Origin of the sequence: Mameliella sp. CS4 (assembly GCF_019392335.1) — a bacterium.
Classification (GTDB): domain Bacteria; phylum Pseudomonadota; class Alphaproteobacteria; order Rhodobacterales; family Rhodobacteraceae; genus Antarctobacter.
Map to the genome: position 1 here is coordinate 12,765 of NZ_JAHXRQ010000016.1, position 16,759 is coordinate 29,523.

Consider the following 16,759-nt stretch of genomic DNA (forward strand, 5'->3'; position numbering starts at 1 on the left):
TCGGGCGGGTCCCTTGGGCCGGGGCTTTTGCCCCGGCCTGGATTTGCGTTGCGTCGGTCATTTCACGAATTCATTGGTGTAGAGGTCTTCGATCGGCACGGCGGTCCGCACGATGCCGCGATCGACATAGAAGGTCTGGACGGCCTTGATCCGCTCGGGGTCGAAGGTGCCCAGGGGCTGGTTTTCGCCTTCGGGGTAGATCAACTCGGCGTAGGCGCGCATCACGCCCTCGACCATCTTTTCCTTGCCGCTGTGCTGCGGGACAAAGCTGACGTAATCCTTGGCGGCCTGCTCGGGGTCCTCCTGGATATCGCGAATGCCCTTCAGGACCGCGTTCACAAAGCCGCTGACCATCTCGGGGCGTTCCGCGATGGTCTTGTCCGAGGCGATGATGGCCTGCGCCATTGCCGGAAAGACGGCGTCGACCGGCATCTGCTTCATCTCGACGCCCGCGCCTTCGACGGCGGCGATCCATTCCGGCACGCCGGAAAAGGCGTCGAGGTTGCCGGCGATCGACAGCTGGATGATGCCACCCGGGCCCACGGCCTGGATGTCGACGTCATTCTTGGTCAGCCCGACCGACGCCAGAACGCCCAGCAGGTTGTAATAGGTGGTGTCCTGGAAAGACAGCACGCCGATGGACTTGCCCTTGAGATCGGCCGGACCCTCGATGCCGCTGTCCGCGCGCCAGGCCAGTTGGGTCAGGCCGCGCCCCCCCAAGAGCGCCACGCCGCGAATGTTCAAACCGTTGGCGCGCACGATGATCGAGGTATCGCCGATGCCGCCGCCGAGGTCCGCATTGCCCAGTGCAACCTGCGTTGCCACGTCGGCGCCGCCCTTGCCGACCCGGAAGGTCACATCAAGACCGGCCTCTTCGAAGTAGCCCTTGCCCTTGGCAAGCTGGAAGGGCGCGAAGGCCGGCAGGAAATCCGGCGCCGGGAACAGGTAGGTCACCTGCTCTGCCGCGCTTGCGAAGGTGGCCGAAACGGCCAATGCGGCGGCGGCGATCGTGTTGATGAAGGTGTGTTTCATGTCTTTTGACTCCCTGCAGTCAGGCTGCTTTTTCTTCGAGCTTCAGTAGTTTGAAGAGCTGCGCGGCATAGTCGGCCACTTCGGGCAGCGTGCGCCGCTTGATCGGTTCGTCGCGGTGCGGCAGATCCACCTTGATATCGGCGATCACCGTGCCGGGACGTTCGCTGAGGACCAGGATACGATCCGACATCAGCACCGCTTCGGCCAGGTCATGGGTGATCAGCAGCGTGGTCTTGCCCGCCTCCGCAATGGTCTTGGCAAAGGAGTTCTGCAACAGCAGCTTGGTCTGCGCGTCGAGCGCCGAAAACGGCTCGTCCAGCAGGATGATCTCGGGGTCGATGGCGAGGGTGCGGGCCAGCGCCGCGCGCTGCCGCATGCCGCCCGACAGTTGATAGGGATATTGCTGGTCAAAACCTTCGAGGTGGCAGTGCTTGAGCTCTTTCATGGCGCGCTCGCGGCGCGCGTCCTTGCCGACGCCGCGCGATTCCAGCCCGAATTCGATGTTCGAGATGATATTGCGCCAGGGCAGCAGCAGGTCCTTCTGCAGCATGAAGCCGACATGCGTGTTGGGACCGGTGACAGGCTCGTCGCTGACCAGCACCTCGCCCTCGGTGGGCTGGTAGAGGCCGGCGGTCATCGACAGGATGGTGGACTTGCCGCACCCCGATGGACCGACGGCCGAGACGAATTCACCCTCTTCGACGCGAAAGTTCACGTCCTGGACGGCGGTCAGTTCCTCGCCGGCGTTGGTCGGGAAGCGTTTGCTGACGGACCGGAACTCAAGCGCCATAACCCTGCGCCTCGTATGCTGCGTCCAGATCGGCGTTGATCGCTTTCAGCTCTTCGCCCAGCAGCGCCTCGGTCCAGTCGGTGCGCCCCGACTTGGGGGCCGTCACCCCCTGCTCGGCAAGCGCCGCGGCGACCTTGGCGAAGTCGTGCTCACCGGTGCCGTAGATTTTCATCAGGGCCTCGGCCAGAGCCATTTCCGCCGGTTCCAGGTCACGCCCGCGGCACTGGTTCGCCAATGCCGGGCGGCTGGTGTCCTGTGCGCGCTCCGTGAGCCTGTCCTTGAAAGCGTCATGTCCACTCATGTGCCGGTCTCCCTTATCCATCGTGGTTTTGTCTTCGCGTCGCGTCTTTGCGATGTGTTCAAATATAAACGTCTTGTTCAAATATAGACTGCCTGACCACGCCTCCTTCTGTCAACGAATTTTCGTCCGGCACTGTCCGCTGAGTGGCCCGCATTGACAGAGGCCTGAAGCTCAGGCACTGATTAAATCTGAACAAGATGTTATTTTATGAACACTTGCGGAGAGGGGAGACACCTTATGAATGCCTTGAAAATTGCCATTGCCGGCGGGGGTGTAGGCGGAATGGCGGCGGCCATCGCGCTGCAGTCGCAGGGCCACGAGGTCGCGATCTACGAGCAGACATCGGCCTTTGGGCGAATCGGTGCGGACGTGAACCTGACGCCGAATGCCGTTCATGCGCTGGACGGGCTGGGCGCGGGAATCGGAGAGCGGCTGCGCCAAACCGCCGCCCGTCCGGAGTTCCGCATCAGCCGGATGTGGGACGATGGCCGCGAGACCTCGCGCCTGCCGATGAGCGCGGCGGCAGAGGAAAAATACGGCGCGCCGCAGCTGACCATCCACCGTGCGGACCTGTTGAGCGCGCTGCAGGACGCGCTGGCCCCCGGCACCATCCGCTTTGGCGCGCCGGTCGCTGGGCTGGAGCAGGACGCAGAGGGCGCCACCCTGCTGCTGAAGGACGGCAGCCGCCACGCGGCGGACGTGCTGATCGGTGGTGACGGCATTCATTCCGCCCTGCGCACCGCGATGTTCGGCCCGGATGCGCCGCGCTTTACCGGGCTGGTGTCCTGGCGCGCCGTTGTCCCGCGCAGCGCTGTGGCCGATCTGCCCAACCTCGACAGCTTCACCAAGTGGTGGGGGCCGGATCCCGAACGCCAGATCGTCACCTTCCCGCTGACCGGCGGCGAGGAGATCTTTGTCTTTGCCACCACGCCGCAAACCGACTGGAGCGAGGAAGGCTGGACCCTGCCCGGCGACATCGCCGACCTGCGCGCCGCCTACGCCGATTTCCACCCCGAGGCCCGCGCCCTTCTGGCGGCCTGCACCGAGGTCACGCGGTCAGCCCTGCATGTGCGCGAACCGATGCCACGCTGGTCACAGGGCCATGCCGCCCTTCTGGGCGACGCGGCGCACCCGATGGTACCCTTCATGGCCCAGGGCGCCTGCATGGCGATCGAAGACGCGGTCGTTCTGGCCCGGGCGCTTTGCGACGGGCCGGAAACGGTGCCCGAGGCGCTGAAGGCCTACGAGGACGCCCGCCGGGACCGCACGGCGGCGATCCAGCGCGGCTCGCTGGCGAACGAATGGCTCAAGGAAGGTGGGAACGCAGACTGGGTCTATGGCTACCACGCCTGGACCGCACCGCTGGGAGAACCGGCGCCGGTGTGACGAGCGGCGTGACGCGAAATCAACAGGGGTGCTGATGTCAGCGCCCCTGTTGCGACAATCCTGGCAAATGGTCTGACGGGGACCAGTCTACAGCCGCGACTTTCGAGCCGACGTGGACGCAGTTGTTGCATCGCGAATGGCAGAGAGGCGGGATGAAGCTGACTTTTGCTACAAACACAACACCAGACACTTCCGAGATCGACCATGCGCGAGGAGCGGGCTTTGCTAAGGTAGCCGCTTTCAGAGCAAAGGCGCCCCAAGAGGACCTTAGTCACTCACTTGAACGCCTCGGCGGCACTTACCGAAACCAGCCATTCTTCTTTTCCTCAAAAACAATATACGAGTAACCCTGACACCTATTGGATGACCAGGTGATACCCCGCCGATGCGCTTGGAAAACGATCTCTCTGGCCTCCTCCAAGCTCGAGTGCCTTGAATCCAGCCTTAGATCCCCTCTTTTTGGCGGTCTATAGTATGGGACAGCATTCAAGTTTTCACTAAGATCGTTGCCAAACGTTGACTCTATCGGGGGAACATCTCCGTAAAAAAACACCACATAAAGAAGTGGTCGATCAGAAATAAAGACAGAAATGACAGGGTCGTTTATCGTCAAGTCCAATTCAGAAAGCGCAAAACCCAAGCTGCAACCCAAATCCCTCCTAGTCAATTGGTTTCTCGACAACCTCTCAAAGGCGTCAAGCCAATCCTGCGGATAATCAGAATGTTGAAAGACTGCGCCGTGCGTATCTGACAAACCCATCTCACCCAGACGATCGACTTGAATGGAGCGCGTGACAACGCCCCCAAAAAACTCAGCGTAGGCACTAACACGCGAGTGATACATTAGCCCGTCTATAATGGCGTAAACCAAAAAAAATAGCACAACGACAAAACTCGCGACCAATATTATAGCTTGTCTCACTTCCGCTCTCTCATCAACACCTTACGAATTCCCTTGGGCGCCTACCCGATCCCATCTGCGTGTTGAAGGACCGTTGTTCGGACTGCGCTAGTTCAGCGCCTCGTTGATCGCCCGTCGCCATCAGCTTCAAAAACAGAACGCCAGCACCCGAAACCGCCAGGGACGTGCGGTTCTTCAAACCATCGCGATTACTGCAGAGGAACGACGTGGATTGTGAGATTTCAGCGGTCTCGATATCCTCAATTGTTGCTGCTGCCACCATCGCCTGAACCCTAAGTCAGGTCGAAACCGAAGCGTCGACCATCTGCTTTACAATCATTCTCGTTAGCGCTCGCTGTGACTTAATTGACAGAATCTTGTCAGCAATTTCAATGACCTCTAGGGCGCCGCTGGCAAGCCTCCTTTGGGTCGAATACGCTCCATTTGCAAGCCTTGCACCAATGATCTTGCCACGAACAACGTAGTCCGGCGAGGGTCTATTTGCTTCGAACACCCCGCTATCAAAATGTGCGCGTGAACCTCAAATATGCTACGAAAAGACCCAAACAAAACAGTGCAAACAAGGCGAACGATTGCAGGATAGACACCAATTTATTCTTAGACTTGCGTTCAAGATACCTTGCGCAAAACCACCCAAAAAAATGCCTCAGACCTGTCATTGCTTTACGTCTCCATCAGATCAAAAAGCACTGCTTCCGGTTCAATACACCCTCGCCTGATCTGTTAACAATGGCCTCCAACCCGCAAACGAAGGACTGTTTCCTCAGGGCCACCAGCCGCATTCGGTCAGTGGCAAGCACTCCGAAAAACGAAAAGCGGGGCACCCGAAGGCGCCCCGAAGTCCAAACAGGGAGTGACGGACGACTCAGGCCGCCTTGTAGACCACGCCATCCTCCGAGGAGGTCCCGATCACGGTCCAGACGGTCGCATGACCGGCCGAGTTGTTTCGGAACCAGTGTTTGCGGCCCGCCGGCGTCTTGACCAGGTCGCGCGGGCCTAGCTCTACCTCGACGGTTTCGCCATTCTCTTCCCAGCCCACGATGAGCGAGCCTTCGAGCACCATCATCGCGTCCTCGACCGGGCGGGTGAAGGCCTGCACGCCCGTGCGGCTGGGGATGCCCCACATCTCCTTGCGGCAGGTGTCGTTGGCGATGCCGCCCTCACCGACATAGACCTTGCGGGTGAACCCGGCCTCTTCCCAGATCGTCGGCGCCTCGGCGTGGCGGATGACGAACTGTCCCATCAGTTGCTGCAGCTCATGCGCGCCGTTCGGATCGAACGGCATGGTCTTGCCGGGCTGCGCACCAAAGCTGCGCGCCAGTTCCGGCGCGTGCTCCTTGGGGTGATAGTGGTACTTCGGCGGCAGCGGCTTGCCCACGTCGACCGAAATCGACATCAGCACCGGCTCGGGGCCATCGACGCGGAACCCGTGGCCGACCTCGCGCGCGTTCAGGATCATGTCCTTGGGACCCAGGTTGACTTCGACCACCTCGCCGTCACGCTCCCAGCCGACGATCAGCGCGCCGTCGATGATGAGAAAGCTCTCTTCGATCTCGTGGCTGTGGCAGGCGGCGTATTTGCCGTGCTCCTTGTAGATCAGCGACAGGGTAAAGTTGTCGGGCTGCATCGTGGTGGTGTCGCCGACCTTGGGCGAGCCCCCGGCCCCGATATAGCGCATCTGCGCACGGGCCAGATCGGGGAAACCTGCGTTGGACGGAAAGGCGTTCCAGTCGAACTGCTTGTCGGTGAAACGTCCGGTGTGGGCGGACAGCTCGGCGGCCAGGGTCGAAACCGCATCGGTCTTGATGTTCATCGGGTGTTTCCTCTTGTCGTGTCGCGCTTCAAATTCGATGCGATACGGGTAGCAAAGCGATGTTTCATATCCTATACGGCGTTTCATGGATAAAACGCGCTTGCCACGAACCAACCTTGATCCTGCCGAGGATCGCTATCTTGTTCCCGGCCTCATGCGGGGCCTGCAGGTGCTGACCGCCTTCACCCCCGAACGCCGGGAAATGTCCCTGTCCGAGATCGCCCGCGAGATCGGGCAAAGCCGGTCCGCTGCCTTTCGCAGCGTCTACACGCTGGCCCAGATGGGGTATCTGCTGCACGACGAGGCGCGAAAGACCTACGCGCTTGGCCCTGCGGTGATGCGGCTGGGCTTTGGCTATCTTGCCACACGCGAACTGGTCGAGATCGCCCTGCCCGAACTGGAACGCCTGCGCGACGAGACGGACTGGTCCACGCATCTGGGTGTGCGGGACGGAACCCTGGTTCTGTACATGCTGCGGGTGCCCAGCCGGCTGGGCCTGGGTAGCATCGTCCATGTCGGCAGCCGCCTGCCCGCCGCCAATACCACGATGGGGCGCGTTCTGCTGGCCGACTTGGACGAGGAGACACTGATTGCGCTCTACCGCGACGCGGATGCCCAGCGCACGACACGCAACACCGCGCCCGGCATGACAGACCTGATGACCCAGTGGCGGGCCGACCGCAACAGCGACACCGTCACACAGGTCGGCAGCTTCGAGGCGGGGATCACCTCTGTCGCGGCGCCCCTGCGCGACATGTCGGGCAAGACCGTCGCGGCGATCAACGCCACCAGTGCGACCGAGGGCCGACAAGCCGTGCCCCCAGAGGTTCGGCGCGCGCTGGAGGACACGGCGGCCCGCATTTCACGCCTGCTGGGCAACTAGCCAAAGAAAAGACCGCCCGGACTGGTCCCGAGCGGTCTTGGTCTTTTTCGATTTGGCGGGGATCAGTCGCTGATCGAGCCTTCCTCGTCGCGGCGCTTGTGCATCCTGGCCTTGACGCGGGCACCGACGATCAGTGGCAGGATAAAGCCGATGATCGCGATGGCCCATAGGCCGATGGACAGCGGGCTGTCGACCAGCGTCCACCAGTCGCCGTTGTCGATGGTCACCGCCCGGCGCAGGTTGTTTTCCATCGCGTTGCCCAGAAGTGTCCCGAGGATGATCGGCACCAACGGCACGTCCAGCTTGCGCAGCACCCAGCCCATGACGCCAAAGCCGATCATGACCAGCAGGTCAAAGGTCGACCCGGAGATGCCGTAGATCCCGACAAAGCTGACCATCGCCACGATGGGCATCAGGATGCGGCTGGGGATCATCAGGACACGGGTGAACAGGCCCACCATCGGGATGTTCATCGCCAGCAGCATGAAGTTGGCGATAAAGAGCGCCGCGATCAGGCCCCAGACCACATCCGGGTTCTGGGTGAACAGAAGCGGTCCGGGCGTGATGTTCAGCGCCAGCAGCACGGCCAGCAGCACCGCCGTCGTCCCCGACCCCGGCACACCCAACGCCAGCATCGGCACCAGCGCGCCCCCGGCGGCAGCGTTGTTGCCCGCCTCGGGCGCGGCCACGCCGCGCGGGTCGCCAGTGCCAAAGGTGCCTTCCTTGTCCACCAGCCGCTTTTCCATCGAGTAGGAAATGAACGACCCCAGCGAGGCTCCGGCCCCTGGCAACACCCCGGCGAGGAAGCCCAGGAAGGAAGTGCGCAGCATGGTCGGCGTACATTGCTTGATCATCGACATCGGCGGGTACAGCTTGCCCACTTTGATCTTCTTGCTGTCAGCCTCGGCCCCGCCATGACGGTTTTCGAGAAAGATGAAGACCTCAGACAAGGCGAACAGCCCGACGATGGCGACAAGGAAATCCAGCCCGTCATAAAGATGCACTTCGCCGAAGGTGAAGCGCGGTACGCCGGTCTGGGTATCCACACCGATGGTCGCAAGGCCAAGGCCCAGTGCCGCGGCAAAGGCCGATTTCGCCTGGTTGGTCGAGGACACGCCGCCCAGAGTCATGAAGGCCAGCGCGAAGAGCGCGAAGTATTCCGCCGGTCCGAAGAGCAGCGCGATCTTGACCAGCTGCGGTGCCAGCAGGATCAGGCCCCAGGTGGCAAAGAAGGCGCCGACGAAAGACGCGATGCCCGAGAGCGACAGCGCCTCACCGGCAAGCCCCTTCTTGGCCATCGGGTGGCCGTCAAGGCAGGTCATCATCGCCGGTTCGTCCCCGGGAATGTTCAGCAGGATGGATGAGATCCGCCCGCCGTACATCGCCCCGTAATAAACCGATGTCAGCAGGATCAGCGAAGGCGTCGCCCCCAGCCCCATGGTAAAGGCCAGCGGGATCAGGATCGCCACGCCATTCGACGGGCCAAGACCGGGCAGCGCGCCCATGATCGTGCCCAGGAAGCAGCCCAGCAACGCCAGCAGCAGGTTCTGCCAGGTCAGCGCGATGGCAAAACCATCGGCGAGATTTCCAAACATCTCCATTTTTCAGAACCCCCAGGGCCCACGTGCGAGCGACAGGCCCAGCACGAGGTGAAAGATGACATAGATGCCGACAGAGGTGCCAACCCCGACAAGGACGGACTCCAGCGGCGAAGAGCCCAGGCGCCAGGCCAGGTAGGCGGCGGCAAAGGCGGTGGCGATGACAAACCCGGCGACAGGCAGCATCTCGGCGTAGAGGATCAGAACCACGACCGAGGCGAAGACCTCGACCAGGCGCCCAAGGGCGGGCCAGTGCGGTTCGGCGTCCGGGCGCAGCACGATCACCAGGCTGGACAGGCCCAGAATGGCGGCAATGATGAAGGGGAAGGCCTTTGGGCCGACGGCATCCGAGAGAAAGCTTTCCTCGATCGCGAGCGCGGCAAAAACATAGCCGATGGCGAGGAGCATGCCGACGACCCCGAAGATACGATCGCTCATGGCGGTCTCCTATTCGGGTGTCAGGTAGAAGGTCGGGCGCCGCACATCCGCGCGGCGCCCTTCATCAGGCGAGCGGCGGGCGCTTACTTGATGATGCCGATTTCCTTGGAAATCGCCTGAATCTGCGCAACCGAGTCGGCCACGAAGCTCTGGAACTCGGCGCCCTGCAGGTCCAGCGGGGCCAGACCGTTTGCGGCCATCACGTCTTTCCATGCGTCCGAAGCATAAAGGTCGGCGATCTTGGACACCCAGGCATCATAGGCCTCGTCGCTCATGTCGCCGGGGGCGTAGAAGCCGCGCCAGTTGGCGCCGATGGCGTCGATGCCCTGTTCGCGCGCCGTCGGGAAATCGGCGAATTCGCCGGGCAGGCGTTCAGGCGACAGCACCGCGATGACCTTGATGTCACCGGAGTCGACAAAACCCTTGGCTTCGGAAATGTCGCCGGTGAAGGCCTGAACCGATCCGGCCAGCAACTGGGTCACCGCCTCGCCGCCGCCGTCGAAGGCGATGTATTTCACGGAACGCACGTTCTCGATGCCGTAGGCATTGGCCGCGATCAGGACCTTGAGGTGGTCCCAGCCGCCCACGGCGGACCCGCCGGCAATGGAGACCGAGGTCGGGTCTGCCTTGATCTGGTCCAGCAAGTCCGGCAGCGTGCCGACTTCGCTGTCGGCGGAAACAGCAATCACGCCGTAGTCGGCGCCGATTGTGGCCAACCAACGGACCTGGTCCATCGTGTTGCCCGGGTAGGCGCCCTGCGCCAGGCGGGTTGCGGTTGCGGTCGAGGCCGCGACGATCAGGTCGTCGTCGTCACCGCGCTTGTTCACCACTTCGGCAAAGGCCACGCCACCGCCGCCACCGGCGAGGTTGACGACCTGCATGGTCTTGTCGATCAGGCCAAGGTCCTGCATCGACTTGCCGACCTGGCGGCAGGTGAAGTCCCAGCCGCCGCCGGGGTTGGCCGGGGCGATGCATTCGGGGTTTTCCTGCGCCTGTGCCGCAACGGCGGACAGCGACAGGACAACAGCGGCGAATGCGCCGCGGGTTACGGAAAATTTCATGTGGTCCTCCAACACTCTGGCCGGACGCACTCCTCTGCATCCGGTCCGATCCCCGCGATGTCGGCGTCTCGACGCTCTTTTTCGCGAGTTACGGATGTGTAGCGAATATTCCTGTCATGAACCTGTCAGCCAGCCGACAGAATGCCGGGAAAAGAGGCCGCGGCGATGCCTGTGCTCGTGACGCAAGACGCCGAGGACCTGGCCGAGCGCCTGATCCGGCCACTGGCCGGGTCAGGCATGATCTGCGACGTGGCCCCGATCATCGAAGCCACCCGAGACATACCCACTCGCTGCGGGTCGGTCGGGATGGAGCGCGCACCCTGCTGCCGCGCTCGACGCTTTTCGGACGCCGCCAGAATTCTGTCGCGGGCACCGGGCCGTCCTTAGCAGGCCCGGTTCCCCCATGACCCCTACAGGATAAAGTCGTCCGCGGTCAGGCCGCTGACGCCCACCACCCGGATACCGCCGTCCGCCGAGCCGTCGCCATCCGTATCGAACTGCACCACGGTTCCGCCGCCCGCCGTCTCGATCAGCTGCAACTCCGGTGCGCCGGTTCCGGTGAAGCCGTCCGTGCCCCGGAAGGTGAAAGCGCCCGGCACCACGCCCGCAAGGTTGATCACGTCCACGCCCTGTTCGAAATCCAGGATCTGGTCGCGGGCAGCGCCCAGCCCAGCCTCGGCGGCAGAGACGAACATGAAGACATCCGCATCCGCCCCGCCCGTCAGAAAGTCGGTGCCCAGCCCGCCGATCAGCAGGTCTTGGCCCGCGCCGCCGTCCAGCACATCGTCACCGCCGTCACCGCGCAGCACGTCGTTCCCGGCACCGCCGGACATGCTGTCGGCGCCCTGGCGTCCGATCAGCACATCGTCGCCCAGGTCGCCCGCGATGACATTGCCCAGGTGATTGCCTCGCAGCACATCCCCAAAGCTCGATCCCAGCAGGTTCTCGACCGACAGGTAGGTGTCGCCGCGCGCGTCTCCGGTGTTCAGCGAGGGATCGACGAGGTCGGCGATCAGGCCTCCAGCCGCCGAGGCATAGACCGCCGTATCCGAGCCTGCCCCGCCGATCAGCCGGTCCGCCCCGGCATCCCCGGCAAGGGAATCATCGCCGTCGTAGCCGATCAGCGTATCCGCCCCGGCCAGACCGGACAGCATGTTGGCCCCGCCATCGCCGCGCAGGCTGTCGCCATAGGCACTGCCGATCAGGTTTTCCACGTCGAGATAGCTGTCACCAGCAGCCTCGCCCGTGTTCAACCCGGTGTTTCCAAGGTCGGCGATCACGGATCCGGTGGCATTGGCATAGCTGGCCGTGTCGGTGCCCGTGCTGCCGATCAACCTGTCGGCCCCCTGCCCGCCCATCAATGTGTCATCTCCGCCACGGCCCACCAGCGTGTCCGCCCCGGCGAGACCGAAGAGCAGGTTCGCCCCCGCATCGCCGCGCAGGCTGTCGGAATGGGCAGAGCCTTCGAGGCTCTCGATCCCGATATAGGTATCGCCCCGCGCCTCGCCCGTGTTCAGCCCGGCATTGGCAAGATCGGCGATCAGCCCGGCGGCGGCCCCGTCGTAAGAGGCCATGTCCATCCCGATGTTGCCAACCAGCCAGTCGGCCCCGGCCCCGCCGTTCAGGGTATCGTTGCCTTCCAGCCCGTTCAGGATGTCGTTGCCCTCACCCGCATCCAGACGATTGGCCAGTGCGTTGCCGAAGAGCCGGTCATTGCCGCCCGCGCTGGTCAGATGCTCGATCCCCTGCAACACGTCCATCCCGCGCCCGGTATCCTGCGGGCCCGTGATCCGCAGGTCGACCGCGACCGCGTCATCGCCCACAAAGCGTGCCGTATCCTCGCCCGTGCCGCCGAACAGGCTGTCGTCGCCCGCGCCGCCGGTCAGGTCGTCATTGCCGGAACCTCCCTCCAGCGTGTCGTTGCCCGCGCCACCGTTCATCACCTCGTTGCCGCCGCCCGCCTGGGTCACAATCTGGGGAAGCGGCCCCGCGCCGCTGATGGTCTCCGCCAACAGGGGATCGCCCCCCATCGCATCCTCCATCCGGTCGGTGTCGGGATCGGGCGCCCAAAGCGTCACCAGCCCCGGTTCCGTCGCCGGATCAACCGGCGACAGGGCCTTTTGCGCCACTTCCGTCGCGCCCAGCGCCCGGTTCCAGACCCGAACCTCGCCGACCTCTCCCCGCAGCACCTGGTTGCTGTCGAAAGCGCCGTTCACCTGGTCCTGTTCCTGGCCGATGATCAGCGTGCCCCCGGCGGTCAGCCCGCCGATGGCCGACCCGGTGAGGACGTTGGAATAGACGTTTTCGCCATCATGATAAAGGCTGAAGGACGCGTTGCCGCCCAAAGCGGGGCTGACGGACAGGGTGATGCGATGGGGCTGGCCGTCGAACAGACCGTCCAGCGGCACATTGGTCACGAAATACTGGCCATTGATCCACAGCTCCATCCCGCCCGTCGGGGTCCCGATGATCAGCAGTTCATTGGTGCTGCCCGGCACCGCGTAGGACAGGAACGAGGTCTGCACGGTCCCCGGTGCCTCTGTCGCGCGGAACATCATGTCCACGGTGAAGGAGCCGCCGGGCATGTCGTCATAGCCTTCCAGCCGCAGCATCTGATCCCGGGTCCCATCGGCGTTCATGGCAAAGGCGGGCACGTCGATGCCGTCGACAAGGTGGTCGTTGCCATCGCCGCCAGAGAGGGTGTCGTTGCCGCCAAGACCCACCAGTAGGTCGTCGCCCGCATCGCCGCTCAGCTGGTTGCGGGCGTCATCGCCGGTCAGACGGTCGTCCGAAAGCGAGCCCGAGACATTCTCGATCCCGCCGAAGGTGTATGTGTGGGCGACCCCGGTCGACAGGTCACGGAAACCGCCGATCCCGTCCTTCAGATGGATCGCGGCCTGGCCGGACGTCTGGGTGGGCTGCCAATCGGGGCTGCCATCCGACAGCTCTCCCGTCTGGTTGGGGCCAAAACTGGCCGTGTCGATCCCGATGCCCCCCTGCATGTCGCCACCGCCCATACCGACCACCAGCAGGTCATTGCCGCTGCCGCCACGCAAGGTATCCAGCCCCTCGCCGGCAAAGAGCACGTCGTTGCCCAGCCCGCCGTCGATCAGATCATTGCCCGCCTGGCCATTGAGATTGTTGCCCAGGTGGTTGCCGGTCAGCGTATCCCCGTTCTGACTGCCGCGTAGGTTCTCGACGCCGCTGGTCTGGATACCGGCATTTCCACCTTGCGACAGATCCAGCGTGACCGGCCCGTCGAAGCCGCTGAAATCCGCCACGTCCACACCCGGCCCGCCGGAGAGGGTGATCTGCCCCGGACCGCTGAACAGGCGCAGGATGTCGTCACCGCGTCCGCCGGACATCAGGTCAGTGCCTCCGACATCTATGCTGCCCTCGGCATTGCGCAAATCGTCGTTGCCGTCGCCGCCAAGGATACGGTCGTCACTGCTGCTGCCGATCACGGTATCGTCGCCATCCTCGCCGGCCAGCACGTCCAGACCGCTGCCCGAATGGCCAAGGATGACGTCGTTGCCCAGCCCGCCGCGCAGATGGTTCGCGCGGTCGTTTCCGGCGATGAAATCGTTCTGATCGCTGCCGATGACGGCCTCGAAACCCTTGATTTCGAGATAGGACTGCCCCAACAGCAGATCGAAACTGCCTCCCGGCGCGCCCAGCTGCCGCTGCAGGCTGTCAAAACCGGCATAGTCCGTCGCCCCCGGCAGATGCGTGGTGCCGGGTTCATGCCCTTCGGCCACGCCCTTGTAACCCAGTTTGAGCGGGTCGCCGATGTACTCGCCGCTCAGGTCGATCGCCCAGCCGAGATCGCTGCCCGAGAAATCCAGCGTGTCGACCTCGGCGCTGCCGCTGGGCTCCGTGTCCTCGCTGCCATCGACCAGCAGCCAACCCTGGCGGGTGATCTCGACCGTGTCGTCGCCTCTGCCGCCTGCCAGATTGGTGCGGCCCTGCGCGGGCCGGAACCGGTCATCACCCGCGCCACCATCGTAGAAATCGTGGACGGCAAAGCTGTTCTGCGGGTCCGCCGTGTCCCAGATGGGGCGGAAATTGCGCGCCCCGCCTTCAAAGAGGTCATTCCCGTCACCGCCAAAATAGACATCCTGCCGGTCGGACCCGATGAAGGTGTCATCGCCCTCGGCCCCATAAATCCGAAAGCTCCCCTCGATCCGGTCGGTGCCGATCAGGTTGCCTGCGATGTCGTACTTGCGGATCAGGTCCTGCGCCCCGTCGACCCTCAGGTGATCGGGCAGCATCGCGTCGATCTCTGCCGGGCTGAGACCCACGGCGGCGAGGGTCGGAAACATCGGGAAGTTGGCCGCGTAATCGACGCCGCCGTACCAGAGGCTGCTGAAGTTGCCGCGCTCGTTGATGTAACTGTCGTTGCCCGTGCCCGCCACGATCAGCTTGCGCCCGATGGTCGAGGGATCGGTCGGCTCATAGTCCACTGCGGTGGCGATCACGGTGTCGTTGCCCGCGCCCCCGATCATCAGGTCGGTGCCTTTGCCGCTGAGCAGGGAATCGTTGCCGCCCAGCCCGCGCAGCACGTCGTTGTCGCCGCGCCCGTCCAGCCGGTTGGCGGTGTCGTCCCCCCAAAGCCAGTCCTCGTTGTCGCTGCCGGTCAGGTTCTCGACCGCAATGTAGAAATCCTCGGAGAGGAAGGGCTGCCGCGGATCGCCCGGTGCCAGCAGCGAGACAAAATGTGCCCGGTCGGAGTCGCCGAGGTAGGAACCGACATCGCTGTCCGCCCCGCCGTCGATCCTGTCGAACCCGGCGCCCCCTTCGAGGAAGTCGTTGCCATTGCCCCCGTAGAGAGAATCGTTGCCGTCCCGAGCGGCGATGTAGTCCATCAGCTCGTAACCGGCGATGCTCTCGGCGCCATCCGTGCCGAACATGAAATCGCGCGACGGCCCGGTCGGCACCCCGGGCAGGGAAATCCCGTCGCCATCGGTCTCGCCATTCGCGGCATCGTAGAAATAGTCGAAATCGTCGATATGAAGCGTGCGGTCCTCGAAAATGAAATATTCGACGTTGCTGATCACGTCGGTGCCCAGGTCGGGGCCCTGCGAGGGGCCGTGCGTGTGGCTGACGGTGATGTTGCCCGTGACCGTGTCGCGCTTGATGCTGAACTCGCTCAGGTTGCCCTGCAAGATGACACCGTCGGTGCCGCTGCCACCGTCGATGATATCGTCGCCTGCGCCACCGATCAGCACGTCGTTCCCGGCCCCGCCGTGCAGGACGTCATCACCCAGCCCGCCCGAGATCAGGTCATCGCCGTCCTGTGCCAAGATGTTCGTGCCGCCGGCGATGATCCCGTTGGGGTCGCGTCCCTCGAACCCGTCATAACCGATTGCAAGGTTGGCGCTGTCATCCAGCAGCAGGTTGACCGGATCGAAGGGCGTGATCAGCTTGCGCACCTCCACCGCCAACCTGTCGATGTCGTCGCGCATCCGCGCCATGACATCGGGGTCCAGCGCCACGTCCAGGTTCGGCGCATCCACCACGAGGTCGCCGAATTCCACTTCGAAATTGCCCAGGTCCAGGTCGATCCCTTCAAAGAGGCTGAACTCGGGGATCAACGCGTTGATTGCATCCGACATCTTGTCGAAAAGATCGGTGATGCCCAAACTGTCCATGATCGGGTCAAGGACCGGGTTGATGACCGCCTCGATCACCGCCTCTGCCGCGTCCAGCGCCCATTGCACCGGCTCCAGCGCGTCGTTGAGAACATCCACCGGCGTTTGCAGGAAATCGACCTTGCCGATCAGGTCGATGAAATCCCGGGCCACGCCGATCAACGTGGCGGCGGTGGACGGGAAATCGCCCAGGATACCGTCGATCCGGACCTTTAGCGTGTTGATGTCCTCTGCCAGATCGCTGATGCCGCTGGTCGAATTGTTGATGTTCGCGGCGATGATCTCTGCCTGGTCGATCGCATTCTGCAGCTCGGGCGGGATGGAATAGGCGTTCTCGATCCCGTCGGCGGCATCGGCGATCCCGTTTTCAACCGCCGAAAGCTCGGCCACGGCGATTTCCAGCGTGTCCCGCGCCCCTTCCAGCCCGTCGATGAGCGCCGCGACGGTGTCTTTGAAGTCGCCGAACTTGCTTTCGACGTCGATGCCGTTGGCGACATCATGCGCGCGTTCCTCGACGCTTTCGATGACCCGTTTCAAGAACGGGGTCACACTCGACAGCGGCGGCCCGACCTTGGAAATCAGCGTGAGCGCGTTCTTAAGCCCCTTGGCGATGCTTTCGAGCTTTTCCGCGTCCTCGTCGATGTCCTCGAGAACCTCGAAGACGTCCTTGACCAGGTCGAGCGCGTCGATCGCGCCGTTGACGGCATCGAGGGCGGTCTGCGCCGCAAGGCGCGTGTCCTGCACGTTGTCGTCCAACTGGGAAATCTGGCTGGGCATCGAATCTCTCCGTCAAATCAAGGGCCGGTCCTGCCGGTGTTGCGGACAGCCTAAATAGATGCGTGACCTTTCAGGATGGGGTGAATCCCCCAATCCACCCGCACGGG

The 16,759-nt window shown here is 63.5% G+C and carries 10 protein-coding genes; 2 read left to right on the forward strand and 8 right to left on the reverse strand.

What is annotated here, in order from left to right:
- Positions 1 to 57: 57 nt before the first annotated feature.
- The 3 genes from KZZ07_RS17725 to KZZ07_RS17735 are packed head-to-tail and all read right to left on the reverse strand — an operon-like array spanning position 58 to position 2,123.
- On the reverse strand, positions 58 to 1,032 hold the full coding sequence (locus tag KZZ07_RS17725; protein ID WP_219516172.1) for an ABC transporter substrate-binding protein: 975 nt from the start codon (positions 1,030 to 1,032) through the stop codon (positions 58 to 60).
- A 19-nt stretch (positions 1,033 to 1,051) separates the two neighbouring features.
- Positions 1,052 to 1,822 carry an ABC transporter ATP-binding protein gene (locus KZZ07_RS17730; RefSeq protein ID WP_219516173.1) on the reverse strand — a complete coding sequence of 257 codons (771 nt, stop codon included), beginning with the start codon at positions 1,820 to 1,822 and terminating at the stop codon, positions 1,052 to 1,054.
- On the reverse strand, positions 1,812 to 2,123 hold the full coding sequence (locus KZZ07_RS17735; protein WP_219516174.1) for a recombinase-like helix-turn-helix domain-containing protein: 312 nt from the start codon (positions 2,121 to 2,123) through the stop codon (positions 1,812 to 1,814). Before KZZ07_RS17735 ends, KZZ07_RS17730 begins: the two co-directional genes overlap by 11 nt.
- Positions 2,124 to 2,360: 237 nt before the next feature.
- Between KZZ07_RS17735 and KZZ07_RS17740 the strand changes: the two genes are divergently transcribed.
- A complete protein-coding gene (locus tag KZZ07_RS17740) occupies positions 2,361 to 3,509 on the forward strand; it encodes an FAD-dependent monooxygenase (RefSeq protein WP_219516175.1) in 1,149 nt (382 codons plus the stop codon).
- Positions 3,510 to 5,296: 1,787 nt separating this feature from the next.
- Here KZZ07_RS17740 and KZZ07_RS17745 read toward each other — a convergent pair.
- On the reverse strand, positions 5,297 to 6,244 hold the full coding sequence (locus tag KZZ07_RS17745; protein WP_219516176.1) for a cupin domain-containing protein: 948 nt from the start codon (positions 6,242 to 6,244) through the stop codon (positions 5,297 to 5,299).
- A gap of 100 nt (positions 6,245 to 6,344) precedes the next feature.
- Between KZZ07_RS17745 and KZZ07_RS17750 the strand changes: the two genes are divergently transcribed.
- Complete coding sequence (locus tag KZZ07_RS17750; protein WP_219516177.1) at positions 6,345 to 7,127, forward strand: IclR family transcriptional regulator; 783 nt, start codon at positions 6,345 to 6,347, stop codon at positions 7,125 to 7,127.
- 62 nt (positions 7,128 to 7,189) lie between these two features.
- On the opposite strand, the gene KZZ07_RS17755 is transcribed toward KZZ07_RS17750, so the two are convergent.
- The 4 genes from KZZ07_RS17755 to KZZ07_RS17770 form a co-directional block, all read right to left on the reverse strand.
- Complete coding sequence (locus KZZ07_RS17755; protein ID WP_219516178.1) at positions 7,190 to 8,728, reverse strand: tripartite tricarboxylate transporter permease; 1,539 nt, start codon at positions 8,726 to 8,728, stop codon at positions 7,190 to 7,192.
- 3 nt (positions 8,729 to 8,731) lie between these two features.
- Complete coding sequence (locus tag KZZ07_RS17760; protein WP_219516179.1) at positions 8,732 to 9,163, reverse strand: tripartite tricarboxylate transporter TctB family protein; 432 nt, start codon at positions 9,161 to 9,163, stop codon at positions 8,732 to 8,734.
- 83 nt (positions 9,164 to 9,246) lie between these two features.
- Entirely contained in the window at positions 9,247 to 10,224 is a 978-nt protein-coding gene (locus tag KZZ07_RS17765) for a Bug family tripartite tricarboxylate transporter substrate binding protein (RefSeq protein ID WP_219516180.1), read from the reverse strand.
- Positions 10,225 to 10,634: 410 nt separating this feature from the next.
- On the reverse strand, positions 10,635 to 16,652 hold the full coding sequence (locus KZZ07_RS17770; protein ID WP_219516181.1) for a LamG-like jellyroll fold domain-containing protein: 6,018 nt from the start codon (positions 16,650 to 16,652) through the stop codon (positions 10,635 to 10,637).
- Positions 16,653 to 16,759: the final 107 nt, after the last annotated feature.